We start from the raw sequence: 25645 nt of genomic DNA on the forward strand, positions 1-25645 counted from the left end.
GGAAGATAGTGAGTTACCTATTAGTTTTTCTGCAACCATAATCACTGTCCCTGAACCTACCTCCATCCTTAGCTTACTCATCCTTGGCAGTATCGGCGCAAAGAAGGCACTCAAGCGTAAGAAGCGGTCGCAGGATGATTTTTAGTCAAAAGTAGTTTCGGTCAGATTACCCACTTTCGGGGAAGTGGCGCGGCTAGCACACGTCCTACCTGATTTAAGCAAAGTCGCTTACCGTATTTCTGTGCCTTGTGGCAGTTGGTTACGAATATCGCTCAGAATTGGTTGAAAAACAGATGCTGGGTGTGCTGGTGTACTTTGCATTTTAGTTAGGCTCAGACTAAAAGTTACTAGTGAAGGTCTCTTCATTGACTCACTCCTCTTGTTGTGATACATGATGCGTGACAAGCAATCTCTTCCCTATCTAACTTCATCAAAATGGGACTTGTGCTTTGTTTGAGAGCAATTTGAAACCAACTTAAAAACAAATTGATACAAAACTGAGCGCCTCGTTTCTGTAACTCCAGCTTTGCGACGCAAGCTCAAATTGGCGTTTGGGCAACAGTTCAAATCAACAGAGGATTTTTTGCATACGTGGCGTCAGCAAGCCGATATTCTGGGCAAGCCTCCAACAGAAGCAGGAGTCCTGTTTCATCTCTCCTTCTGCTATGGTTGCTTGAAACAACCTCAACTAGCGATTGACTATTGCGATCAAGCTTTCACTATTGCCGATGAAACGAAACACCAAGAGGCAAAAGGGTTAGCACTGGCACATTTGGCAAATGTTTATTGGCATCAAAACAAATCTTTTCTAGCCTTATGGTTTGTGATCCAGAGTTTACTTATTCTACCTCCGTGGGCTAGTGCCAATGGTCGCTCTATCTTGAAGGTAATGCTTACAGAAATCATTCCATTGGTTAGCAAACTTAACTATAATATAAAACTTTAAGGCTTTCATCGAAATTTTCAGCAAAAGTTTGCCGGACGCTGGTTGGCTGCTTTTGTCATTCTTGTCAACACCCCTGGCTCGCGGCTCGGGGCTTCTAGCCTCAAATCTTAGGATTAGTTGACCAGACGCGCGTACCTTGAGTACTACGTTATTGGTAAGTGTTTAAGTTCCTACCTTGGGATGCGTATCCCTCAACGGGACGTTAGGCATAGCTAGTTCCAAGCTCTAGAATCAATCATATTAAACAAGTTTAGAGGGTTAAGCTAGTGTATGAATGGAAAGTACCGACCAATAACATTGTCGTTCGCGCAGCGTCTCCCCTTGGGAGAAGCTAACTTTACTCCCTTTTGGGAAGGCTCCACGGAGCAAAACCGTTATGCGTACAGGGTGAAAAATATCAGTTCGTAATTGCCCGAACGAAAGTACAACGCATTCATTACACGGTATTGAGTAGCCCCAAGGCGGTAATGGTTCAAAAATGTAAAGCTGTCCTACAAGGACGGGGTTTCTACCCAAATTTTCGATGAAAAATTCCCATAAGTAAATGTAGTTAGATTTGATAGAATTAGCAATAGCCGTATAGGTATACGGGCAATACCTCAATGAAGCGTGACAGGACGGGAAAATTTATCCATAGCTGGGAAAAAGAACCGAAGCAAGCAGTCAACCTATCCCTAACTAAGACAGCTTGGCAGATTCTAAAGCAGCAGGCGCGTGAACGTGGTATTTCCCGTTCTGAGTTGGTAGAACGCTATGCTCGTAGCTTGCAATCTGATTTGTCTTTCAACAACCTTAGTAGCAACGTCAAGCTCGACGCTTCCTATCAAGCAGCGGAAACACAACAAAGAGCTGATAACGACTTAGAAGGACTTGTGGCAGAACGAACGTCCGAACTGTCTCAAGCCAATGCACAACTGCAAGCGCAAATTTTTGAACTGCAACGAACCATTGAAGCTTTGCAGTCGCGCAAGCAAGATTTCACTCCACCTCAGCCAGCCCAAGCAGCACTACAAGGTAATCCCGAAGTTATTCACATTCTCGAAAGTATCACCGATGGTTTCATTGCCTACGATCGCCACTGGCGCTACACCTACGTTAATGAAGCCGCCGTACGGTTACTAAAGAAGAGCAGAAACGAACTCATTGGTAAGCGCGTCTGGGATGTGTTTCCTCTTTTATGCGGCACCAACATTGAACGCATAATGCACAAAGCGGTAGATGAACAAACTGCTCTTGTCTTCGAGGATTATTACGCTCCTTTGGACACTTGGGGGGAAGTTCATGCCTACCCGTCTGCTGAAGGGCTTTCTCTGTTCGTTCGGGACATCACCGAGCGCAAGAAATTGGAACAACTACTCCAAGAGAACGCACAAGCTCAAGGTAATCAACGCCAATGGCTGGAGGCGGTACTCAATCTGCTGCCCATTCCACTGGTATTTATTGAACCCCAAACGGCTCGCTTCACCTTCTCCAATCAGGCAGCAAATGAGATGGCAGGAGGTAAAATTCTTGACGATCGCCCTGCTGGTGTGTATGATGCAGAGTTTTCCTGCACCCATGCCACAGGGCAACTCATCCCGCCCGAGCAACTTCCAGCAGTCCGGGTGGCACGAGGCGAAAAAATTCATGGGGCGGAGTTGAATTGGCATACTCCAACAGGTGTTTACTCGCTGCTCGTTGATGCAGATACCTTACCCGCAATGCATGGGCAACCAGCAACTTGCGTGATGGTGTTTCAAGATATTGGCTCCCGCAAACAGGTAGAGTTGCAACTTCACCAAAGCCAGCGATTCATCCAACAGGTTGCTGATGCCACGCCTGGTGTGTTGTACATCTATGATTTAATCGAGCAGCGCAATGTCTATGTAAATCGTCAGATTGGCGAGCTCCTGGGTTATACCCCAGAACAAATTCAGGCAATGGGAAGCGAACTGTTTCCTCAACTCATGCATCCTGACGATTTTGCCACTCTTCCTAACCACTTGGAACGCTTTGATCACGCTCAAGATGGTGAAATTATTGAGCGAGAGTATCGGATGCAGCATGCCAATGGAGAATGGCGTTGGCTTTGGAGTCGGGATCTCATTTTCATGCGTACACACGATGGGTTACCCCAGCAAGTGATTGGCATCTCACATGATATTAGCGAACGCAAACAAGCAGAAGAAGCTCTGCGGCAACAAGCAGAGGCATTAGAGAACCAGCAGAAATGGTTGGAAGCGGTGCTTGATTTAATGCCGACACCTATGGTGTTTATCGAACCAGGAACAGCAAAGGTAACTTTTGCCAATCGAATTGCCAATGAATTGGCAGGTGGTGACTTACCCAAAAACAAATCCCTTGAAGAATATGCCGAGGCATACTACTGCACAGATGCAGCAGGTCAGCGCATTCCGACTGAGCGAATGCCTGCGGTTCTCCTAGCAAGAGGAGAAAAATTAGAAAACTATGAGATGAACTGGCATACACCTGGTGGTATTCGCTCAACTCTGTGCTGGGGAGAAACATTACCACCCATGTACGGACATTCAGCCGTTTGCATTGGAATGTTTCAAGATGTCACTAGGTTGAAGCAAATTGAGGAGAACCTGCGACAAACCGAGGAACGGCTACACCTTGCCTTGTCTGGAACAGGCACGATCGCTTGGGATATGGATTTGAGGGCAAATCATGTCCTGTGTTCTCCCAATGCCCTTGAGGTTTGGGGGATTCAAGAGGGGACGGGAGAAGACTTTTTTGCTGTCGTCCACTCTGAAGATCGGCAAAATGTCGTCTTTGCTTATAAGCGGGCGCTCAACGGACAAGAAGACTACGCTCAGGAATACCGCGTTATTGGTTCAGATGGAATGGCAAGATGGCTCCGCAGCCAGGGACGAGTATACAAAGATGCTGATGGTCAAGCAGTACGCATGGTAGGGGTATCGATTGATATTACCGAGCGTAAACAAACAGAACAAGCACTCGCAGCAAATGCTCAAAGATTAAGTCTGGCTTTGGCAGCTGCAAAAATGGGAGATTGGAGTTGGGATGCAGCAACAGATATTGTCACATTGTCTCAACGAGCAGCCGAAATTTTTGGCATTCCGTCTGGTCCTTATATGACTTGGACGCATATGCGCGACCTACTTCATAAGGAAGACCGAGAGTCGGCTCGTCTAGCGGTCGAGCAAGCAATCCGCTACGAGCGTGATTATGACATTGAATACCGGGTGATTCATCCCAATGGAGCCGAACGATGGGTTGCTTCAAAAGGACGTGCTCAGTATAGCGTTTCAGGAGATGTCCTGAGTATGTTAGGAGTTGTGCAGGATGTGACTGATCGCAAACAGATGGAAGCGGAACTCCGTCGTCGAGAGCAAAGGTTTAAGACTTTAGCTGAAAATTCCCCAGATATCATCAGTCGAATCGATTCAGAATTTCGCCATCTTTATGTCAGTCCTGCCATTGAACAGATAACTGGCATTCCAGCAGAAGAATTCATTGGGAAAACCAATATTGACGTAGGTATGCCACCAGAGAATTGTAGGCTCTGGCATGAGAACTGGCAACAGATATTCACCACTGGGCAAAGCCGTTCGATAGAGTTTAACTTTCAGGCGCTGAATGGTACCCGTTGGTATCAATCGCGTTTTGTACCTGAGTTGGCGGCTGATGGGACGGTCGAATCTATCATTGGCTATGCCCGTGATGTTACTGAGTTCAAGCGAGTTGAGCAACAAGAGCGTTTTCTCGCTCAAGCATCGCAAACGTTTGCAGCGGCAAGTTTAGATTTGCAAACGGTTTTGAACACTATCAGCCAACTTGTTAGCGAATATACAGGTGATGTTTGCGTCCTGAGTCTCCTCTCTGAAGATGGGCAGTGGCTTAACCCTGTCTCTGTTTACCATGTTGATCCACAGGTAAGACAGTTTGTGAATGAACTGTTAAGCAGTTATCCTCGCCGTGCTAATGAAGGGATTGGGGGGCGAGTGATGCAGACTGGAGTTGCCCTTTTAATGCCAGTGACATCACAGGAGGAGTTACGTCCGGTTATTATACCAGAGTATCAGCGCTACTTGGAGCGCTTTAAAGTTTACAGCACCTTGCTTGTGCCACTGAAGGTACGAGGACAAGCGATTGGAGTGTTGAGCCTGACTCGCAATTATCCCGGAGAACCTCACAATACCAATGACCAAACTTTATTTCAAAATTTAGCAGACCGGGCGGCTATGGCGATCGCCAATGCTCAACTCTATCAAGAAGCTCAACTCTCACGCCAGCAAGCAGAGCAAACTGCTGACCGTAATGCACGTCTTTTATCAGTCACAGCAGCACTTTCTGAGTCCCTCACTCCCACTGAAGTTGCAAAAGTGATTGTTGAGCAAAGTACCGCCGTTTTGAATGCTTGCTCTGCTATGATGGCAATTCTGAATAAAAATGGTACGGAGCTTGAAATCGTGTATTCTGTTGGGTACTCACAAGATTTAGGGGAATGGCGTTGCTTTCCAATCACGACACAAGTACCACTGGCAGAAGCTGTAAGAACTGGAGAACCCATTTGGGAAGAATCGACCGAAGCACGAGTGGCTCGTTATCCTCACTTGAGTGAATACTATGCCCAGTGTGATTACGCTAGTTGGGTTTCATTACCTTTAATTGTTGAAGGGCGAGCAGTTGGAGGAATATCTCTCAATTTTGCTCAATTCTCACCTTTAAGCGACGATGACCGGGCTTTCATGGTTGCGTTAGCTCAACAGTGCGCTCAGGCTATAGCCCGTGCCCAATTATATGAAGCTGAGCAACAGGCACGAGCCGCAGCCGTTCGGGAAGCGGCGCGTAGCGCAGCAGCTAACCGGACAAAAGATGAGTTTCTCGCTGTTCTCTCACATGAACTGAGAACACCCATGAACCCAATTTTAGGTTGGACGAAATTGTTGCGAGGGGGCAAACTGGATGCTAGCAAGACAGCAGTCGCTCTAGAAACTATTGAACGTAATGCCAAGCTACAAGTCCAACTGATTGAAGATTTACTCAATATTTCTCGGATTTTGCAAGGCAAGCTTAGTTTAAATACTTGCGCTATTGATTTAGAATCGACGATTGAAGCAGCGCTCAAAACGGTAGATTTGGCAGCCCAAGCTAAAACGATTCAAATTCAAACTCATTTTGAATCGGATGTGGGTCATGTTTTAGGCGATGCCACTCGTTTACAGCAAGTCGTTTGGAATTTGCTCTCCAACGCTATTAAATTTACTCCGAATGGTGGGCGTGTAGAAATCCATCTCAAGGAAGTTGAAAAGCAAGCACAAATTATTGTTAGTGATACAGGCAAAGGTATAAAGCCTGATTTTTTGCCCTACGTCTTCGATTACTTCCGTCAAGCAGATAGCAGTATCACTCGAAATTTTGGTGGTTTGGGGTTGGGGCTTGCGATCGCACGGCACATTGTTGATCTACATGGGGGAACAATCCAAGCTGACAGTTTAGGAGAAGGACAGGGAGCGACGTTTACCGTTATGCTTCCCCTTATGCCGACAACGGCTTCAGCAACTCAAGAGGAGGCATTTATGCAAGACGCACTCACTTTGCAAGGAATTCAAATTCTGGCTGTTGATGATGATGCAGACAATTTAGAATTAGTCACTTTCGTTTTAGAGCAAGCTGGTGCTAGTGTTATGTCTGTGTCTTCTGCAACCGAAGTGCTGCAAAGGCTGAAGCAAAACCAGTTCCATATTTTGTTAGCAGATATTGGAATGCCTCAAATGGACGGCTATACATTGTTGCACCAAGTGAGAGCTATGCCACCAGAACAAGGGGGGTTAATTCCAGCGATCGCTCTGACTGCTTATGCAGGAGAAATCAATCAGCAACAGGCACTTGCGGCTGGATTTCAGTTACATATTGCCAAGCCAATTGATCCAGAAGTCTTAATTGAGGCGATCGCCCAAATTGTGTCAGCTCATTCTACTATACTGTCGGATGAGCGCAAATGATTCATGAGACGACGGGGACTGTACATAAGGAAATCTTTATCCGCTCTCGGTTGCTATCCTATGGGGTTGCGATTCTGGCAGCGACAGTAGCCCTCCTGTTAACACAACTGCTTCTGCCGCTGCTAAATCCGCTGATATTTCCACTGTTTTTTGGGGCTGTTGCAGTCAGTGCTTGGTATGGCGGAATGGGACCAGGATTGCTGGCGATCGCTTTGGGAGTTGGCTACAGCCTCTACTTCCTTATTGAGCCGATCCACTCATTTGCCATCACTAGTGCGAATCGCTTGGTGCAATTGATTGCGTTCTCACTGGTATCATTTTTAATCGCATTACTCTGCACACAGTTGCAGATTGCCAACCGGAAAACCAAGGCAAGCTTGCGGGCAGTGCGGCAAGCCAATCGGCAGGTAACACGTACTTTACAAAGCATAAGTGATGCGTTTGTTGCTCTCGACCGTGACTGGCGGATCATTTACCAGAATGCAGAAGCCGAGCGACTTAATGGCAAACCTCAGACAGAAGTCATTGGAAAGACCCATTGGGAGGAGTGGTCTGCGTTGGTAGGGACGAACGTAGAGCGCCAGTATCGGCGGGCAATGGCAGAACAGATTCCCGTCCACTTTGAGCATCACTATTACCAACCACCCACATCCGATATGTGGCTTGAGATTCACGCCTATCCTCATGAGGATGGTCTGGACATTTTCTTCCGGGATATCAGTGATCGCAAACAGGCTGAAGTTGCATTGCGCGAACGGGAAGCACGACTGAGGCTAGCCCTTCGAGCCGCAAAAATGGGCACTTGGGAGGTAGACCTCCGCACAGGAGCAGTGCAGTTCGATCAAGCGCTCAATCAAATTTTTGGACTGTCGAGCACTCCTCAGAATCGAGACGAGTGGCGCGAGTGCTTATATCCAGAGGATCGTGAGCAAGTGGAACAGGTCTTTCAAAAAGCGGTGGCTGGTAAAGGTGAATACGATGTAGAGTACCGTATCGTTTGGTCGGATGGCTCACTGCACTGGGTTATTTCCAGAGGTGATATCATCCGTGACGAAGCCGGACAGCCAATCCGTGCGATTGGTGTCACTGCCGACATTAGCGAGCCCAAACAAGCGCAACAGGAACTCCAAAAAACCTTACAAACCCTGAGCACCCTCATTAAAGCTTCCCCACTGCCTATAGTTGTCATTAAACCCGACATGACGGTACAGCTTTGGAATCCGGCGACAGAGCGGCTATTTGGTTGGAGTGAAACCGAGGTGTTGGGTCAACTCATTCCGATTGTTCCAGAAGAGAAACGGGAAGAATGCCGTCAGGTCAGAGCTGCGGTGGCGAAGGGAGAAATTTTTGCTGGCGTGGAAACCTATCGCTGTAAGCGTGATGGTTCAACGGTAATCGTCAGCATTTCGGCGGCTCCCCTTTACGATGAATCTGGCAGCGTCAATGCGATCGTGCTAATTTTTCAGGACATCACTGAACAACAGCAGGCAGAGTCAGCGTTGCGGGAGAGCGAAGAACGCGCGCAGCTCGCGATTAAGGTGGGTCGGCTTGGGACTTGGCGTTACGACCCCGACACAAATCTCGTCGAGCTGGACGAGCGGATGCGCGAGATTTGGGGTGAGCCGGATGATGCATTCAAGATTCCCCTTCCTAGGGTGATGGAGCGGATACACCCGGAAGACCGGACACGCGTAGCGAGTGCTGTTAGCAGTGCGCTTGACCCCAAATTGTCGGGCACTTACGAGATTGATTATCGTATCGTGTGCTCCGATGGAACCGAACGCTGGGTGTCAGCCAACGGGCAGGCACAATTCGAGGGAGAGGGCATAGCCCGACGACCGATTGGGTTCACTGGAACCGCACTCGACATCAGTGATCGCAAACAAACCGAAGCAACCCTGCGGCAAAGTGAAGAACGCTATCGGTATTTAGCAGAATCGATTCCACAACTGGTGTGGACTGCCAACACAGATGGAATGCTCATCGATATCAATCAACGTTGGTCAGATTTTACTGGATTAACCCTTACCCAAGCTCAAACCGCAGGCTGGGAAGCCATCGTCCATCCTGATGATCTACCCACTCTCAGCCAGAATTGGGCAGCAGCTCAACAAGCGGGTACCAGCTATCGAGCAGAAGGTCGGATGCGACGAGCAGATGGAGCATATCGCTGGCATTTGCATCAAGCCGTACCGCTGAAAAATGAGCAGGGTCAGGTGATTAAGTGGTTTGGTACAGCAACAGATATCGAAAATCAAAAACAACTCGACCAACAGCGCCAGCGGCTACTAGAGCAAGAGCAAGTCGCCCGTGCCGAAGCTGAAACCGCCAACCGCATAAAAGATGAGTTTTTAGCAGTGCTGTCTCACGAGTTGCGATCGCCCCTCAATCCTATCCTCGGTTGGTCTAAGTTGCTCCTCACCGGCAAGTTAGATGCTACAAAAACGACTCAGGCGCTACAAACAATTGAACGCAATGCCAAACTTCAAGCGCAACTGATTGAAGATTTGTTAGATGTCTCTCGCATTCTGCGTGGCAAACTCAGCTTCAATATGGGTTCTGTTAATTTGGCATCAACGATTTCGGCAGCTATTGAAACAGTGCAGTTGGCAGCACAAGCCAAGTCAATTCAAATTCAGACAGTGCTTGACCCAGATATCGGGCAGGTTTTAGGTGATTCTGCTCGGTTACAGCAAGTGATTTGGAATCTGCTCACCAACGCCGTCAAATTCACACTTTCAGGCGGACGGGTCGAAATTCGCCTCCAGCGCGTTGGCTCACTCGCTCAAATTACTGTCAGCGATACAGGCAAAGGCATTGAGCCTGACTTTTTGCCACACGTGTTTGAGTATTTCCGCCAGGAAGATGGCGCGACAACACGCAAGTTTGGTGGACTCGGGTTAGGGTTGGCGATCGTCCGTCATTTAGTCGAACTGCATGGTGGTACTGTTCGCGCGGAAAGTGCTGGTATTGGGCAAGGAGCAACTTTCACTGTCAGCTTACCGCTTTTAAAGCCGGAACTAAGTATAAAGAACGAAGATAAAGCCTCATATCCCACGCTTGACAAATTACCTCTCACTGGTCTCAAGATTCTTGTTGTCGATGATGAGGTGGACACAAGAGAGTTAATTGCCTTCATTTTGGAGCAGGCTGGAGGAAGCGTCATAACAGCGGTTTCTGCGATGGAAGCACTCCAAGTCATAGCACAGACCAAGCTTGATGTCCTAGTAAGCGACATTGGGATGCCCGACATGGACGGCTATATGCTCATGCGACAAATTCGGGCAATGCAAAGCGAGAGAAATAGTCAGATAAGAGCTATTGCTCTGACTGCTTATGCAGGAGAAATCGATCAGCAGCAGGCACTAGCCGCTGGATTTCAGTTACATATTCCCAAACCAATTGATCCAGAAGTCTTGATTGAGGCGATCGCTCAAATGTCAACTCATTCTAAGTAGGTTGGCGTTAAAAATTGTCGTTATCACAAGCCAGAAGGCAAAATATCATAAGATTCGCTTGCACTTTAACATCTTATGTTATCTGATACTTCTATGCCGGTTTCTTCAACACTAGCTCATCGCCTTCAAGCCATGCCGAAAGTAGAAATTCACGTGCATCTTGAAGGTGCAACTGATGCAGAAACTATTTATGAAATGGCTAAGCGGAATCAGGTAGAATTACCTGTCACCTCACTTGATGAATGGAAAAATTTCTACCAGTTTCGTGATTTTAATCATTTTATTCACGTTTATACTACTGCAAGCGAGTGTATACAAACACCTGACGATTATATCTTGATGATAGAGCGATTCATCAAGCATCAATCAGAGCAAAACATTCGCTACAGCGAAGTTTTTCTGAGTGTTTCGCTACATTCTCAAAAATTAACTGATGATGAATTACTTGCTGCCCTAGCTGCCGGAATTGCAGCAGGTGAAGCTAAATACAACAGCCGTGTGAGGTTTATTGCTGATATCTCACGGGAATACCCAGACACACAAACCAAAGTTTTAGAGTTTGCCCTTAAAGGTCAGGAAAAAGGAATTTTCATTGGTCTTGGTTTGGGTGGGGTAGAACCAGGAAACCCACCAGAGGGTTTTGCTGAAACTTATCAGGAAGCCAAAAAACAAGGACTTCGAGTGGTCGCCCATGCTGGCGAAGCTGACGGACCGCAAAGTATTCGTGGTGCGATAGAGAGTTTACACGCAGAACGCATTGGACACGGGATTAGATGTTTAGAAGATCCAGAACTCGTAGAGAAACTACGTCGCAGTCAAATACCACTTGAAGTCTCACCACAAAGTAACTACTGCTTAGGCATCGTACCGCCTGATCAACCGCATCCAATTCGTCAGATGATTGATGCAGGACTATACTGCACGCTCAATTCCGACGATCCACCGATGTTTTCCACCAACTTAAATAAGGAGTATCTGACGCTTGCAGCTCAAGGCTTTTCCTGGGAAGAACTTTGGCAGTTAAATCTTAATACACTTGAAGCCAGTTTTTTAAGCGAAGCGGAAAAAGTCGTGTATCGTGCTCAGTGGCAAGCGTTTTTACTATAGTAATAAACAAGAACCCCGACTTCTTAGAGAAGTCGGGGTTCTGTGTCTTCTACACCGTTGACAGCTTAACTCAAGTAACTTTCCAATAAAGATACAATAGCCTCAGGATGAATCTTTTTATATTCTTTTGTCCCAATTTGCAAAATATAATTGGGTGCGCTTTTACAACATTTGAAACAGCCAGTTTGCTCAATGATAACTTGGTCAGACAAACCATGCTCATACAACATCTTTTCTAATTCTGACAATAGCGCTTTTCCACCCCGCTTTATGCAACCAGACTTTTGACAGACTAAAATCTTGGCTTTGGGAAGAGACTTTCGTTGTTGAAGAGGAATTTCTTGATTTGGACAAACACCAATTGGTGTCACCCCAAAAGCTTTTAGTTTGATTTCGCCTGTGTGTGTGTCTAGCTTACTAATACCAAATACACGAATTTGCTCACCAGGAACTAGGGAAAGACTGAGAAATTGACGCAACTCCTTAGGGATTTTAATTTGCACATTCTCGGATTCTAATGCTAGTTGCAGGTATTTAAATTTCCCTGGGCTATCACCTAGAAAGCCAAGAAACTGTCCCTCAAGGTTAAATTCAGATAATTTTAAGTAATGATGACTCATATTATTTAAAATCGTATTTTTTTGTATTTATTCATGTGAAACGTCCTTTGTAATGAGTTATTTGCATTTTCAAAGGACAGTCACTGAAACTCAAATTCAAAATTCAAAATTATCAATTAAAAAGTTTTATTTTGAACTTTGAATTTTGAATTCCCCCTAAAGGGCAGGGTAAGCGTTGAGTTACGAGAGACGTTTAGCTTCGTAAGTTTGGGGTAACTGTAACGGATCTGGCAAATTGGTAAATGCTAATTCCCAACCATTTGCTAAAGTAAAAATCTTGCCTTCTGCTCCTTCCGTTTGTTTAACAACTTCTTCTTCAAGGTCTTTTTTAGCAACGTAGGCAATCAAAGCTCCAGCAGCATTATGACGTAGCATGACTTTCATCTCTAGTTTTCCCGCTTCCTAGTGGTGATATTAATGTATTGGTGAAATGTGTTAATTTCTGTTCAGGAAAAGAAGTTTGCTAGGCTTCCTCAACAACTTCTTGTTCCTTCTCAACAAGTTCTAATTCTTTTTTAAGACAACCGATGACAAATCCTCTATCCAAAAAATGCACAGCATAGATATAGGACCTTTGTAAATAGCTGCCAATACTAGCGACGTAGCCGATATCTCCCTTTTTCGCCAAAATGACCCCAATTTCTTGACCGGGAAAAGTACCATCGTTCTTGATCATTTTGCGAAGTCGGACTTTATCACCAATGTTAAAGGCAGGTGGCTGCTCTAGCTCTAATTCATCTGACCGCATGAGAATACCTCTGTTGTTCTTGTACCAAATTCAATAGTTCCTGCACGCTTAAGCTACGTTTTTTCTGTACCGACTCTTGTCGTACCGCCTCCAAGACAGATTGAGTTTCTTGCGAGTTCAAAAAAATGCCGTGCTGCTGTAGCACACTAGACAACAAATGCCTACCAGAATGCTTACCCACAACCAAACGCCGCTCCCACCCAACCTCTTCTGGAGCAAACGGTTCGTAAGTCATGGGATTTTGCAGTACGCCGTGAGCATGAATACCTGCTTCGTGAGCAAAGGTATTTTCACCAACAATTGCTTTCCAGGGCGGTACATTGCTTCCTGATGCTGCTGCGACAAGTCGAGACAATTCTAATAAACGAGGAGTGTCAAGACCGACATTAACGCCATAGATACGTTTGAGAGCCATGACAACTTCTTCTAAAGCTGCATTTCCAGCTCTTTCACCCAACCCATTCACCGTTGTATTCACCGATAAAGCTCCACCTTTGATCCCAGCAAGGGCATTGGCAGTTGCTAGACCAAAATCATTGTGGGTGTGGACTTCTACGGGAATAAACAAAGCCGTCACCAGTCGTCTTACTTTCGCATATGTGGTGAATGGGTCAAGAATGCCTACTGTGTCACAGAAGCGAAACCGCGATGCACCCCATTCTTGGGCATATTGTGCTACGTCTAGGAGGAAGCTTTCATCAGCTCTGGAAGAATCTTCTCCTCCTACAGCTACCCAAAGACCTTTATCAACGGCGAAGCTAATACTGTCTTTGAGTTGTTGCAAAGTTATCCGCCATTGACCGTGAAATTTGGCACTAATTTGGATTCCAGAAACGGGAATAGCAATATGCACTCGCTTCAAACCACAAGCCATAGAAGCCTGGATATCAGAAATCACCGCGCGGTTCCAGCCAAGCAGTTTGGCTTGCAAATCCATCTCAGCAATTGCCGAGATTGCTCGTGTTTCTTGCTCACCCATCGCCGGAATACCGACTTCTATTTCATGAACGCCGATCGCATCGAGAAACTTGGCGATCGCAACTTTCTCTTCTAAATTGAAAGCAACTCCTGCTGCTTGTTCGCCATCGCGCAATGTTGTGTCATTTATTAAGACTTGATTCATCTTGTAAAAACCTCTTGGATAATGATGAATGATGAGGAAGAAAGAACTCAGAACTCCTACGGTAAAAACTCAAAATGGTTTTTTGGCGATTGGGTGTTGAGCCAGAATGCACAGCAACTATAGTTGTTATCATCCGGCTTAAGTACAACTACCCTGCAGGAAGCTGCCTTTGGGGCGTCTACATCTGCGTCCAATCATTTGTCCATTGCGGTTCGTTAATTCTTTGATGTATTGCACCCAATTGAAAACCGTTATAAATTTACAGGTCGATGAATCACATTTTCGTTGTCAAATTCCTAGAAGGAATTCGTAAGGTATATTCACTTATTGTGATTTTTGTGTTCTGAGTTCTCATTAAAAATATTACTATTCATAATTCACCATTCCTAATTTATAATTGATAATTCTTGTCCTATCTGTATGGCATAAAACAAGAATTTGGTATCAACTACAAATTATTATCCTCAGGTGGAAATTCTGTATCAGAAAATAACCTTTGGCTGAAATATGTATTAGCCATTCCCGAAAATAACAAGATGCTTAATCCGGCAATTAAAGTAGAAATCATTGTCATATCCTCCCTAAAGTTTTTCGTTTTTTTTACTTTCACTGTAGTTAATATCACTACTGTGATGGACGAATACCCTAATTTATCCTTCATTGAATTGACACATTTCTAGCAAGAGCAAGATACTTGCTATGATTGCTATTTTTCATTTTGGATTGCTTAAAATTGCTCTTCCAGCCAATCAAAAATGCGTTCTAACTGTTGTATGTCCACTAAACCATATTGCCAAAGAAGCATTGCTAAGGGACTATTATCTAACTCGTGTTTGCGCAGTGCTACAGCAATATCCACGGTTGAAAGTGCGAACTCAGATTGTAAAAAATCAATGAATTTTATATCACTGTGACAATTCGCCATCATACAATTTTTCACAAAAAGAAGGTTTAAGGATAAAGAATAGACTTCTTACATTCATTCCTGAATAAATAATTAACTGCACGACGCCCAAGTAGATGGATGCAGATGAAATCTATTTATGCAAGAGATCTAATGTAGATGTCCTCCAGAGAGCGTTCTGTTGGATAGGATAAAAATCTTTATATTTCACCTTCTTCTTTTCACACTTCACACCTGTTTTTATAGTTGTTATTTCAGATTCGCGGGAATTGAGTAAGTCAAAAATTTAAAGCTGCCAACATCTTTCTAGCCAATCAATTAATTCTTGGCGACTTGCCATAAATTGCAGTACGGTACTACGGACAAGAATCGCTGTTAAACAACTATTCACTTGCACCCGCAAAGAACCATCAGAGAGACACCAACAGGGAATCATTAACTCTTGCAAGCGGTGATAAATTGAAAAGCGATCGCTTATAGGAATTTGCAAAATATGCTCGCCTGTAGCTTGAAAATTACGGGATTGCAACATAGTTAACGTTCCTTTGTCACCAGTTCTTTTTCCTTTGTTTGGCTTGTAAGAATTTGCAGCTTTTGTTCGAGTTGCTCAATACGTTCTTGCAAACAGCGAAACACTTCAGCTTCTAAATCAGGTAGTTTTCCATGTTCTAAAGGAGAAACTTGTTCGCCCTGTTTGCTCGAAATAATCCGCCCTGGGATTCCCACAACAGTGCAATAGTCGGGGACATTGCGCAAAACAATCGAACCTGCGCCGATACGGACGCGATCGCCAATCTGAATATTGCCTAAGACTTTCGCACCTGCTCCCACAACGACATTTTTGCCCAAGGTAGGATGGCGCTTACCACTTTCTTTTCCAGTTCCGCCAAGAGTGACATCCTGGTAAATCAGTGTGTAGTCTCCCACAATAGCGGTTTCGCCAATCACAACGCCCATACCGTGGTCGATAAATACGCCTTTGCCAATCTCTGCACCTGGATGAATTTCAATTCCTGTAAGAAACCGTCCTAAGTGAGAAATGAAGCGGGGGATAAAAGCCACTCCACGGCGGTGCAGCCAATGGGCAATGCGATGCAAACACAGTGCGTGCAATCCAGGGTAACAAAACAGAACCTCCAGCCAATGACATGCTGCGGGATCTCGTTCAAATATGATGCGAAAATCAGTCAATACTGGCTCCAAAGAAATGCCAGAAAGCATTGCAAAAAACAGGTTGGAATAATCACCCAACATTTTTGCAATCTTTGAATTCCTCATGTGGTCGAATGGCTGTTGCATCGGTACTGGTTTTTTCAAAATAGCCGTGTGCTACGTTCTCTGCTTATATCAGGTGTTTGCAAAGACGGCTTACATCCGACGCCGATTGGATTTATTGGATTGATTAAGGTTGTACTCACCAGCCTTAAACCTTGATTTAATGGAAATTTCAAATTTCTATTAGGGTAGGGGTACTAGTATTTTCAGGATCGGGGTACTGGAATTTATGGGGGAGGGGGATAAGTATTTCTGTACTCAATATGAATTCACTTGCCTGTAAGAGTTTGATGCGATTTAGGCAATAAATTTTTGCATAAATTAACAACTGTTCACTTGTACTCAAACAACAGGCGAACGAGATGAAAAGTAAAAATTCTGTATATCGAGTTACTATTTATTATTGTATTCCTACAATTGAGAAAAGACAAGCCGAGCTATTTTGCCTAACAGTTTTTGTCTGTAAGTATAGATACTATTTTGTATATTTATAATTGTAGTTTACTTAACTGTCATACCTTATTTTATCCTTGGCGACAGGCATCTTGACCATGAGATATGCATAATATGCAAATATAATATGCATATTATGCATATTATATTTTTTGTAAAAGTCTGTATTTGATATTTCTAACCCCAGAGAAACACAAATAAACACTAGTTATTTATCTGTGTCCATCTGTGTCCATCTGTGGTTTAAATTTCATAGCAATTGGCTTTTGCAACAGACACCCATAAACCAATACGCTTGGTAATAAGATAGTTTGCAGCGCCTCATAACCTATGTAGAGACGTAGCATGCACTTTCATTAGACGCATAGAATTGTCATCGCAGAAGCGAACTCTTAATGGTATATATTCAGACTTCTATTCTCATAGTTTTTACAAAACTTTGGCACCTTAACCCGCAACTGCAATTGCTATTTTGCCCACTGCTCGCTCGCTTTCGCTATATGCATGAGCAGCAGCTAGTTCTTGTAACGGAAAAGTGCGGTCAATCACAGAACGAATTTTACCAGCCTCAATCAACTCTTTCAGGTAAAGCAAGTCCTGACTCCTAGGTGTTTCTAAGATAAATTTAGCTTTTTTACCAGGAATAAACGCTGTCAAAACACTTTGCACAATGGTTTCCGGCGTAGGGAGCGTATTTACATAAATTCCCTTGGCTTTTAAAACTTGTTTACAACTAGAAAACGACTGCTTAGCAACCGCATCCAAAATAATGTCGTACTGCGCCGTGCCTTGGGTAAAATCTTGTTGGCTGTAGTCAATGACGCGGTCTGCTCCTAAAGATTTCACCAAATCTATGTTTTTTGTACTGCAAACTGCCGTGACTTCTGCTCCCAAAGCCTTAGCAATTTGCACAGCAAAAGTGCCTACACCGCCAGAAGCGCCATTGATAAGCACGGTTTGTCCTACTTGGATGTGGGCTAAGTCTTGCAAGGCTTGCAGGGCTGTGAGGGCTGCTACGGGTACAGACGCTGCTTCTTCATAAGTCATGTTCGTTGGTTTCAGGGCGACAGATTTTTCTGGGACGGCTGCAAGTTCTGCATAAGCTCCTCCCAATAAACCAACGTTTCCGTAAATTGCATCTCCTGGCTTGAAGCGCGTCACTTGTGAGCCTACCTCTACCACATCTCCCGACAAATCAAACCCCAAAATCATCGGGAATTTGTTACCCGTGATCAATTTCAACATTCCCTTGCGAATTTTCCAATCAACCGGATTAACGCAAGTCGCCCGAACTTTGACGAGTAACTGATCGGGCTTTATTTTCGGCGGCTCTACCTCTTGGTACTGCAACACTTCAGGGGAGCCATACTCACGGATAACAACTGCTTTCATCGAAAATTTGGGTAGAAACCCCGTCCTAGAAGAACGGCTTTATATTTTTCTTGCGAACCATTACCGCCTTGGGGTTACTTGAATCGGTGTACTTTTGTAATGTACTTTCAATGGGACAATTACCATTTCAAATCGTTCACCCTGTACGCATAACGGTGTTGCTCCGTAGAGCCTTCCCCTTCGGGAGTAATGTTAGCTGTCTCCCAAGGGGAGACGCTCTTGCAACGACAATGTTAACGGTCGGTACTGTATCAAAGACACTGGCTTAACCCTATACACCTGTTTAATCTTTGATTTCTAGAGCTTGGAACTAGCGGGAGCATTGTCCAAGGTAGGAACTTTAACACTTACCGTTAACGTAGTAACCGAAGTTACTGAGTCTGGTCAACTAATCCTAAGGTTTGAGGCGATGATCGCCCCTAGCCTTTAGGCAGGGGTGTTGACGGTCTTCCTCTTAGTACCCTGATTCTTGCTGAATTAGGAAAAGATTTTTCCAGTGTATAGTACGCTGCTGTAGTTTTTCATCTGCTGTTGTAGGCCACGGTCGTGCGATTGGCTTTGCCACTGCCCCTTGGGCAATCGCCGTAAAATGAATGGATAACTGTTAACTAATAACTGTTAACTAATAATTGATGGTTAAGCCACTGCGTTACACTGCTGCGCGCGAGGATAAACTTTCCTGCGCCTCCAGAACCAATAATCACGATTTTCGTCACTTGATACCAAATCTACGTTAAAAAACATCTTTTTCCACCTGCCAAAACTCAGTTAATTGAGATAAAATTCTATTAATCATCCATAAAAAACAATGTTAATCCTTGTTTGTGCCTATGTTTCAGCGCAAATGGATGAGAAAATTTTATGAACTGATACTAGTGAACACAGCAAAAATTAAAAAAGTTTGAATTGCATTTTTTCCTTTGAAAAAATGATATTGTGTATACAGAATTGAATTTCGCAAATTTCTGGAGTCAGTCTCCGTAACTTACTCCAGATTTCCAAAGTCAAAATCTCCCTTGAGGCAGTACTCGGAGTCTTGCTAAATCAGCCTTTGAGTACAAGTCGGAAAAGCTAAAAAAAAGCTAAAATTTTGCTCAAATCCTTACTGGGATTGAGTTTCCTCTGAGTACACGAATACTTGTCCCTATTTCCATAAATACTCGAACCCCAACCCAAAAATTCTAGTACCCCTACCCAGAAAAAATCTTTTTGAGTCCTCAAATGCCGAAAGGGTGAGGGTTTTCGGTTTTGAGTACAAATCTAATCAATCCAATAAATTCTATCCAGGACACAAACGCTGCCCTCGTTTGAGACGACTGATATAAAACATATATCGCCAACACTTCAAGCGCAAACAAAAACAGCGCTACGAGTGAGTGGAGGGATGAGATAGCACCATGCCCCTGTGAACAGAAGTCGCGGCTTGACCCGCAAGTTCTCCCCAAGTCAAAGAGCGTTGACACACACCAGCTAAGCAAACTTGGGTTGACAGCGTAAGTACAAGACGCGGCTTCCATTCCTGACAAAACACAGACAAAACAGAGTAGCTATAGCATCTTCCATAGTGGCAGCGTTAGTACCCGATATGCATGCGAGATTCAATGACATCACCCTCTACAGGACGCATTACCCCATCAGTTGGTTCCCCAACTTCTACCAAAGCAAAATCCAGTGGTTGCGGCACCGGATGCAGCGATAGCAGCACCACTGTGGAAATGGATGAAAAACTTAAAGAACGTATTGCCAATCATCCCTGCTATAGCGAAGAAGCTCATCACCACTTCGCAAGGTTGCACGTTGCAGTCGCCCCTGCTTGCAACATACAATGCAATTACTGTAACCGTAAATACGACTGTGCTAACGAGAGCCGTCCTGGAGTGGTAAGCGAGTTGCTAACTCCAGAAGAAGCAGCGCACAAAGCTTTAGTGATTGCAGGTAAGATTCCTCAATTGACGGTGTTGGGAATTGCAGGTCCTGGCGATCCACTGGCGAATCCAGAACAAACTTTCCGCACTTTTGAGTTGATTGCCGAGAAAGCGCCAGATATCAAGCTTTGTCTGTCAACTAACGGTTTAATGCTCCCCGAGTATGTTGACCGCATTAAACAACTGAATATCGACCACGTTACAATTACCATTAATATGGTAGATCCAGAAATTGGGGCAAAGATTTATCCTTGGGTTCACTACAAGCGCAAGCGTTACAGAGGCATCGAAGGGGTAAAAATTCTGCACGAAAAGCAGATGGAAGGATTGCAAGCCCTCAAAGAAGCCGATATTTTGTGCAAAGTCAACTCGGTGATGATTCCGGGAATTAATGATGAGCACCTCACAGAAGTGAATAAGGTCATTCGCTCCAAAGGCGCATTCATTCACAACATTATGCCGCTGATTTCCGCACCAGAACACGGCACTCACTTCGGTTTGACCGGTCAGCGCGGTCCTACACCAAAAGAACTGCAGGCAGTGCAAGATAACTGTGGTGGTAATATGAAGATGATGCGTCATTGCCGTCAGTGCCGTGCGGATGCAGTAGGTCTTTTAGGTGAAGACCGCAGCCAGGAATTTACGAAAGCCAAAATCATGGAAATGGCTCCTGAATATGACCTTCAAAAACGCCAAGAAGTTCATGCAGGTATTGAGAAGTTCCAAGAAGAACTGAAACTAGCCAAACAAAAAGCTCTGACTGCTGTAGAGTCTGTAGAAAATAGTCCAAAAATCCTAGTTGCAGTGGCGACTAAGGGCAGCGGATTGGTTAATCAGCACTTTGGTCATGCCAAAGAATTCCAGATTTACGAAGTGCATGGCAATCAAACTCGCTTTATCGGTCATCGCAAAGTTGACCACTATTGCCAAGGCGGATACGGAGAGAAAGCCACTCTAGAAAATATCATCCAAACGATCGCTGATTGCAAAGCAGTCTTAGTTTCCAAGATTGGCGACAGTCCAAAGGAAAAATTGCATCAACTCGGAATTGAGGTGGTTGAAGGCTACGACGTCATTGAAAAGATGGCTTTGGAATTTTACAAGCAATACGTACAGGAACAACACAAGTAATTTAAAAGTAAAAAGTCAAAAGTCAAAAGAATATTTGTAACTTTTTACTTTTAACTTTTTACTTTTTTCTCCCAATTACCGTTACCGAGTACCCAATTCCCAATCCACAATCTCCAAATTTAGTAAAGGGAATAGTCATGGCTTACAAAATTACCAGCAAGTGCATTTCCTGCAACCTATGTCTTTCCGCGTGTCCTACTGGCGCAATCAAAATAGTGAACGGACAGCACTGGATTGACCCCAACCTCTGCACAAACTGCAATGGAACTGCTTACAGCGTCCCTCAGTGTGTGGCTACTTGTCCCACCTACGATGGTTCTGTCATAGAGCGTAAGGATTACTGGGAGTCCTGGTTTCACACTTACAATAAAGTAGTAACAAAATTAACAAAAAAACAAGATTATTGGGATAACTGGTTTAACGTTTATTCCCAAAAGTTCGCAGAGCAATTACAAAAGGTTTCAATTCCTGATGGAATTGAACGTTAATCAACAGTCCTTGATAAAAAACATTCCTCTCATTCTTAGTTGTTATCACGTAAAATTGGAAGCAATGCAAAAAGACTGCATTTATCTCGATAATAATGCCACCACCAAGGTAGATCCAGAAGTTATAGAGGCAATGCTGCCGTACTTGAGGGATTACTACGGAAACCCTTCCAGCATGCACACCTTTGGTGGACAAGTCGGCAAAGCGGTTAGACAAGCACGAGAACAAGTCGCCGCCCTCCTCGGTGCCGATGAATCAGAAATTATCTTCAACAGTTGTGGAACCGAAGGAGATAACGCCGCCATTCGAGCAGCACTGTTGGCGCAACCAGAAAAGCGACACATCATCACCACACAAGTGGAACACCCAGCGGTGCTGAATGTCTGCAAACAATTGGAAACCCAGGGCTATTCTGTAACTTATTTGTCGGTGAATCGTCAGGGACAGTTGGACCTCAATGAACTCGAAGCCTCGCTGACGGGTAACACCGCGCTGGTGACGATTATGTACGCCAATAACGAAACCGGAACCGTTTTCCCAATAGAGCAGATTGGGCTGCGGGCGAAAGAGCGTGGCGCACTCTTCCATGTCGATGCGGTGCAAGCCGTAGGGAAAATCCCCTTAAACATGAAGACAAGCACCATTGATATGCTCACCATGTCTGGTCATAAGATTCATGCACCGAAAGGCATTGGCGCATTATACGTGCGGCGCGGAGTTCGGTTCCGTCCCCTGCTGATTGGCGGAGGACAAGAGCGTGGAAGAAGAGCGGGAACAGAAAATGTTCCAGGAATAGTTGCATTAGGCAAAGCAGCTGAATTAGAATTATTTCATATAGAAGAAGCGACAACCAGAGAAAAGCGGTTGCGCGATCGCCTCGAGCAAACTTTAATCGCCACAATTCCTGAGTGCGAAGTCAACGGTGATCCAACCCAGAGATTACCAAACACCACCAACATTGGCTTCAAGTACATTGAAGGTGAAGCAATTCTCCTCCACCTCAACAAACACAACATTTGTGCTTCATCTGGTTCTGCTTGCAGTTCTGGCTCTCTAGAACCCTCTCATGTTTTGCGAGCGATGGGTTTACCCTACACCATCTTGCATGGTTCCATCCGCTTCAGCCTTTGCCGTTACACCACAGAAGCCGAAATTGATGCAGTTTTATCGGTGATGCCTAGTGTTGTAGAACGTCTACGCGCCCTCTCGCCCTTCAAGAGTGATCAAGCGAATTGGCTGCAACAACAAGAGCAAGCACTACTCACTAAGTCCTGAGTCACAATTTCCTAGTTTGGTTTATTCAACTCAGCACTGTCAAAGCATTTATCACGCTATCACTTGTAATTAGTAAAGGCTATGTGGGACTATACAGATAAAGTCATGGATCTCTTCTACAATCCCAAGAATCAAGGGGTTTTGGAAGACAACAGCGAACCTGGAATCAAAATTACTGTTGGTGAAGTAGGTAGCATTGCTTGCGGAGATGCCCTGAGACTACACCTGAAAGTTGAGGAAGAAAGCGACAAAATCGTCGATGCTCGCTATCAAACCTTTGGCTGCACGAGCGCGATCGCATCTTCAGAAGCTCTGGTGGATTTAATCAAGGGTTTAACCCTAGACGAAGCCCTCAATGTCACTAACAAAGATATTGCCAACTACCTTGGGGGATTACCGTCTGCAAAGATGCATTGCTCGGTGATGGGACAAGAAGCGCTAGAATCAGCTATCTATAACTACCGAGGCATTGCTCACGATGTCCATGAAGACGATGATGAAGGAGCGCTGATTTGCACCTGTTTTGGCATCAGCGATACAAAAATTCGGCGTGTGATTGTAGAAAATAATCTTAGCACTGCCGAAGAAGTCACAAATTATGTGAAAGCCGGTGGCGGATGCGGATCTTGTCTGGCAACGATTGATGATATAATTGCATCTGTGCATAAAGAATCTGCAGCCCCTGTCAGGACTTCCTTGAAACAGAATACGGTTAGCCAGCAAGCTGAAAAACTGCTGACGCCCGTGCAAAAGATTGCACTGATTCAAAAAGTTCTAGATGAAGAAGTCAGACCCGTTTTAATCGCCGACGGGGGTGATGTGGAACTGTATGACATACAAGGCAATTCTGTGAAAGTTCTGCTGCAAGGTGCGTGTGGTTCTTGTTCTAGCAGCACAGCAACACTCAAGGTTGCGATTGAAGCAAGACTGCGCGATCGCGTAAGCAAAGACCTTGTCGTAGAAGCGGTTGAGCCTTTGCTTTAGAAGTCTCATAAATACACCGTAATATGCATTAGCCTGAAACACCAAGTAGGATGTGACTCATATAATTGTCAATGATCAATGCTTAAGTCCTGCTTACAACAAACAGCAAGGCGCTGTACTGAGAACACATAAGTGGTACTAAGCGCACGAGCGTGCCAATTTCGGTATCCAACTCGCTTCAAAGGAAAAGGATATGAGCACATTATTCGACAAACTTGGCGGACAGCAGGGTATTGATAAAATCGTCGATGATTTCTACAAACGCATCATGGCTGATAGTACCCTCAATCACTTTTTCGCTAATACAGATATGGACAAGCAGCGTCGTCATCAAGCTGCTTTATTCTCCCAGATTTTTGATGGTCCGAACCAATACAGCGGTCGTCAAATGGAAAAAGTACACACGGGTATGAATCTACAGCCACAACACTTCGATGCTATTGCAAAGCACCTTACTGAGTCACTCGCTCAGGGTGGAGTGTCGTCAGAGGACACAAACGCTGCACTTGCTCGCGTCTCAAGTTTGAAGGACTCTATTTTGAACAAGTGAGACCAGTCTTACAGCTAGTTTCTCCACCCAGACAACTGCGTGCTCCCAAAGCATCAGGAACTGCGCTAATACACCAAGAATGATGTAGAACCTACGCATTGATTGTTGACGAATAACCACCTCAAGTCCTACTTGGTGTTTCAGGCTAATGCACATTATGGGGTGCTTGTAAAGTGCCCAAATCCTAAGAAATTTAACGAGGAAAATGATGTTCTTGATTCTAAATGTTTACGGTGTAGAGCGATCGCCCCCGGCGGGCAGATAGTGCCAACGCCAAAACGCGACGTTCTACACGCGGTTCCAGCTGTAACCCAACAGGTGTGAACGCATCACACAAAAAGACAGACCCATCAACCAACCAATTGCAGGAGAAAAACCCATCATGTCCGTTGACGAAAGAATTAGACAGATAGCATTCTACGGCAAAGGCGGTATCGGTAAATCTACCACTTCCCAAAATACCCTTGCCGCTATGGCAGAAATGGGTCAGCGTATCTTGATTGTGGGATGCGACCCAAAAGCTGACTCCACCCGTTTGATGCTGCACAGCAAAGCTCAAACCACCGTGTTGCACTTGGCTGCTGAACGCGGTGCTGTAGAAGACCTCGAACTCGAAGAAGTGATGCTCACCGGTTTCCGTGGTGTCCGTTGCGTGGAGTCTGGTGGTCCAGAACCCGGTGTAGGTTGCGCCGGTCGTGGTATCATCACCGCCATCAACTTCTTGGAAGAAAACGGTGCATACCAAGATGTTGACTTCGTTAGCTACGACGTATTAGGTGACGTTGTTTGCGGTGGTTTCGCTATGCCTATTCGTGAAGGCAAAGCACAAGAAATCTACATCGTGACCTCTGGTGAGATGATGGCGATGTATGCAGCGAACAACATCGCTCGCGGTATTCTCAAGTATGCTCACACTGGTGGTGTGCGCTTGGGTGGTTTGATTTGTAACAGCCGTAAAGTTGACCGGGAAATCGAACTGATCGAAACCCTGGCAGAACGGTTGAACACCCAGATGATTCACTTCGTACCTCGCGACAACATCGTTCAGCACGCAGAATTGCGCCGCATGACCGTCAACGAGTACGCACCTGACAGCAACCAAGGTAATGAATACCGCGCATTAGCTAAGAAAATCATCAACAACGACAAACTCACCATTCCTACACCTATCGAAATGGACGAGCTAGAAGCATTGTTGATCGAATTCGGTATCCTCGAAAGCGACGAAGAAGCAGAAAAGCTCATTGCCGCAGAAGCAGCAGCTAAAGCAGCAGCTGGCGCTAAATAAAGCCT

Annotated in this window: 20 protein-coding genes; 10 read left to right on the forward strand and 10 right to left on the reverse strand. The window is 45.0% G+C overall.

The features are described 5' to 3' along the window. Nucleotides 1-228 precede the first annotated feature (228 nt). Nucleotides 229-366, reverse strand: coding sequence for a hypothetical protein (locus AACT52_RS37895; RefSeq protein WP_158054943.1), 138 nt, complete (start codon nt 364-366; stop codon nt 229-231). 217 nt (nt 367-583) lie between these two features. Here AACT52_RS37895 and AACT52_RS37900 point away from each other — a divergent pair, with 217 nt between their 5' ends. From AACT52_RS37900 to add, 4 genes are all read left to right on the forward strand, one after another. After that, nucleotides 584-946 carry a hypothetical protein gene (locus tag AACT52_RS37900; RefSeq protein WP_158054945.1) on the forward strand — a complete coding sequence of 121 codons (363 nt, stop codon included), beginning with the start codon at nt 584-586 and terminating at the stop codon, nt 944-946. Between the two features lie 602 nt (nt 947-1548). Continuing rightward, complete coding sequence (locus tag AACT52_RS37905; protein WP_073635414.1) at nt 1549-6918, forward strand: PAS domain S-box protein; 5370 nt, start codon at nt 1549-1551, stop codon at nt 6916-6918. Continuing rightward, a complete protein-coding gene (locus AACT52_RS37910; RefSeq protein WP_073635415.1) occupies nt 6915-10376 on the forward strand; it encodes a hybrid sensor histidine kinase/response regulator in 3462 nt (1153 codons plus the stop codon). Before AACT52_RS37905 ends, AACT52_RS37910 begins: the two co-directional genes overlap by 4 nt. Before the next feature lie 75 nt (nt 10377-10451). Further along, nucleotides 10452-11483 (forward strand): adenosine deaminase, encoded by a 1032-nt coding sequence (gene add / locus AACT52_RS37915; RefSeq protein ID WP_073635416.1) that lies wholly within the window; start codon nt 10452-10454, stop codon nt 11481-11483. Between the two features lie 65 nt (nt 11484-11548). Here add and AACT52_RS37920 read toward each other — a convergent pair whose 3' ends face one another. From AACT52_RS37920 to AACT52_RS37955, 8 genes are all read right to left on the reverse strand, one after another. Continuing rightward, nucleotides 11549-12103 carry a (2Fe-2S) ferredoxin domain-containing protein gene (locus AACT52_RS37920; protein ID WP_073635417.1) on the reverse strand — a complete coding sequence of 185 codons (555 nt, stop codon included), beginning with the start codon at nt 12101-12103 and terminating at the stop codon, nt 11549-11551. Nucleotides 12104-12283: 180 nt separating this feature from the next. Beyond that, the gene (gene nifT / locus AACT52_RS37925; RefSeq protein ID WP_073635418.1) at nt 12284-12487 is read right to left on the reverse strand and encodes a putative nitrogen fixation protein NifT; all 204 of its coding nucleotides are present in this window, start codon (nt 12485-12487) and stop codon (nt 12284-12286) included. A 79-nt stretch (nt 12488-12566) separates the two neighbouring features. Continuing rightward, nucleotides 12567-12851 carry a nitrogen fixation protein NifZ gene (locus AACT52_RS37930; protein WP_073635419.1) on the reverse strand — a complete coding sequence of 95 codons (285 nt, stop codon included), beginning with the start codon at nt 12849-12851 and terminating at the stop codon, nt 12567-12569. Then, nucleotides 12838-13974 (reverse strand): homocitrate synthase, encoded by a 1137-nt coding sequence (gene nifV, locus AACT52_RS37935; protein WP_073635420.1) that lies wholly within the window; start codon nt 13972-13974, stop codon nt 12838-12840. The genes AACT52_RS37930 and nifV overlap by 14 nt, the downstream gene beginning before the upstream one ends. Before the next feature lie 727 nt (nt 13975-14701). Next, entirely contained in the window at nt 14702-14902 is a 201-nt protein-coding gene (locus AACT52_RS37940) for a DUF2949 domain-containing protein (protein ID WP_198941068.1), read from the reverse strand. Between the two features lie 262 nt (nt 14903-15164). Further along, on the reverse strand, nt 15165-15410 hold the full coding sequence (locus AACT52_RS37945; RefSeq protein WP_073635422.1) for an Asr1405/Asl0597 family protein: 246 nt from the start codon (nt 15408-15410) through the stop codon (nt 15165-15167). Nucleotides 15411-15412: 2 nt separating this feature from the next. Further along, entirely contained in the window at nt 15413-16177 is a 765-nt protein-coding gene (cysE, locus tag AACT52_RS37950) for a serine O-acetyltransferase (protein ID WP_073635423.1), read from the reverse strand. An 876-nt stretch (nt 16178-17053) separates the two neighbouring features. Then, nucleotides 17054-17998: an NAD(P)-dependent alcohol dehydrogenase gene (locus tag AACT52_RS37955; protein ID WP_073635424.1), complete on the reverse strand. Its 945-nt coding sequence runs from the start codon at nt 17996-17998 to the stop codon at nt 17054-17056. A 1601-nt stretch (nt 17999-19599) separates the two neighbouring features. On the opposite strand from AACT52_RS37955, the gene nifB reads away from it, so the two are divergent. From nifB to AACT52_RS37980, 5 genes are all read left to right on the forward strand, one after another. Next, on the forward strand, nt 19600-21054 hold the full coding sequence (gene nifB, locus AACT52_RS37960) for a nitrogenase cofactor biosynthesis protein NifB (RefSeq protein ID WP_073635425.1): 1455 nt from the start codon (nt 19600-19602) through the stop codon (nt 21052-21054). Between the two features lie 137 nt (nt 21055-21191). Continuing rightward, a complete protein-coding gene (locus AACT52_RS37965) occupies nt 21192-21542 on the forward strand; it encodes a DUF362 domain-containing protein (protein ID WP_073635426.1) in 351 nt (116 codons plus the stop codon). A 64-nt stretch (nt 21543-21606) separates the two neighbouring features. Next, complete coding sequence (nifS, locus tag AACT52_RS37970; protein ID WP_073635446.1) at nt 21607-22818, forward strand: cysteine desulfurase NifS; 1212 nt, start codon at nt 21607-21609, stop codon at nt 22816-22818. Between the two features lie 81 nt (nt 22819-22899). After that, nucleotides 22900-23802 carry a Fe-S cluster assembly protein NifU gene (gene nifU / locus AACT52_RS37975; RefSeq protein ID WP_073635427.1) on the forward strand — a complete coding sequence of 301 codons (903 nt, stop codon included), beginning with the start codon at nt 22900-22902 and terminating at the stop codon, nt 23800-23802. A gap of 193 nt (nt 23803-23995) precedes the next feature. After that, nucleotides 23996-24352 carry a group I truncated hemoglobin gene (locus AACT52_RS37980; protein WP_073635428.1) on the forward strand — a complete coding sequence of 119 codons (357 nt, stop codon included), beginning with the start codon at nt 23996-23998 and terminating at the stop codon, nt 24350-24352. A 220-nt stretch (nt 24353-24572) separates the two neighbouring features. Here the strand turns inward: AACT52_RS37980 and AACT52_RS37985 are convergent, their stop codons facing one another. Beyond that, a complete protein-coding gene (locus AACT52_RS37985) occupies nt 24573-24710 on the reverse strand; it encodes a hypothetical protein (RefSeq protein WP_158054947.1) in 138 nt (45 codons plus the stop codon). 24 nt (nt 24711-24734) lie between these two features. Here AACT52_RS37985 and nifH point away from each other — a divergent pair, with 24 nt between their 5' ends. Continuing rightward, complete coding sequence (gene nifH, locus AACT52_RS37990) at nt 24735-25640, forward strand: nitrogenase iron protein (protein ID WP_041037193.1); 906 nt, start codon at nt 24735-24737, stop codon at nt 25638-25640. Nucleotides 25641-25645 lie beyond the last annotated feature (5 nt).

This window comes from Scytonema sp. HK-05, assembly GCF_963872035.1.
Lineage (GTDB): Bacteria > Cyanobacteriota > Cyanobacteriia > Cyanobacteriales > Nostocaceae > Kalymmatonema.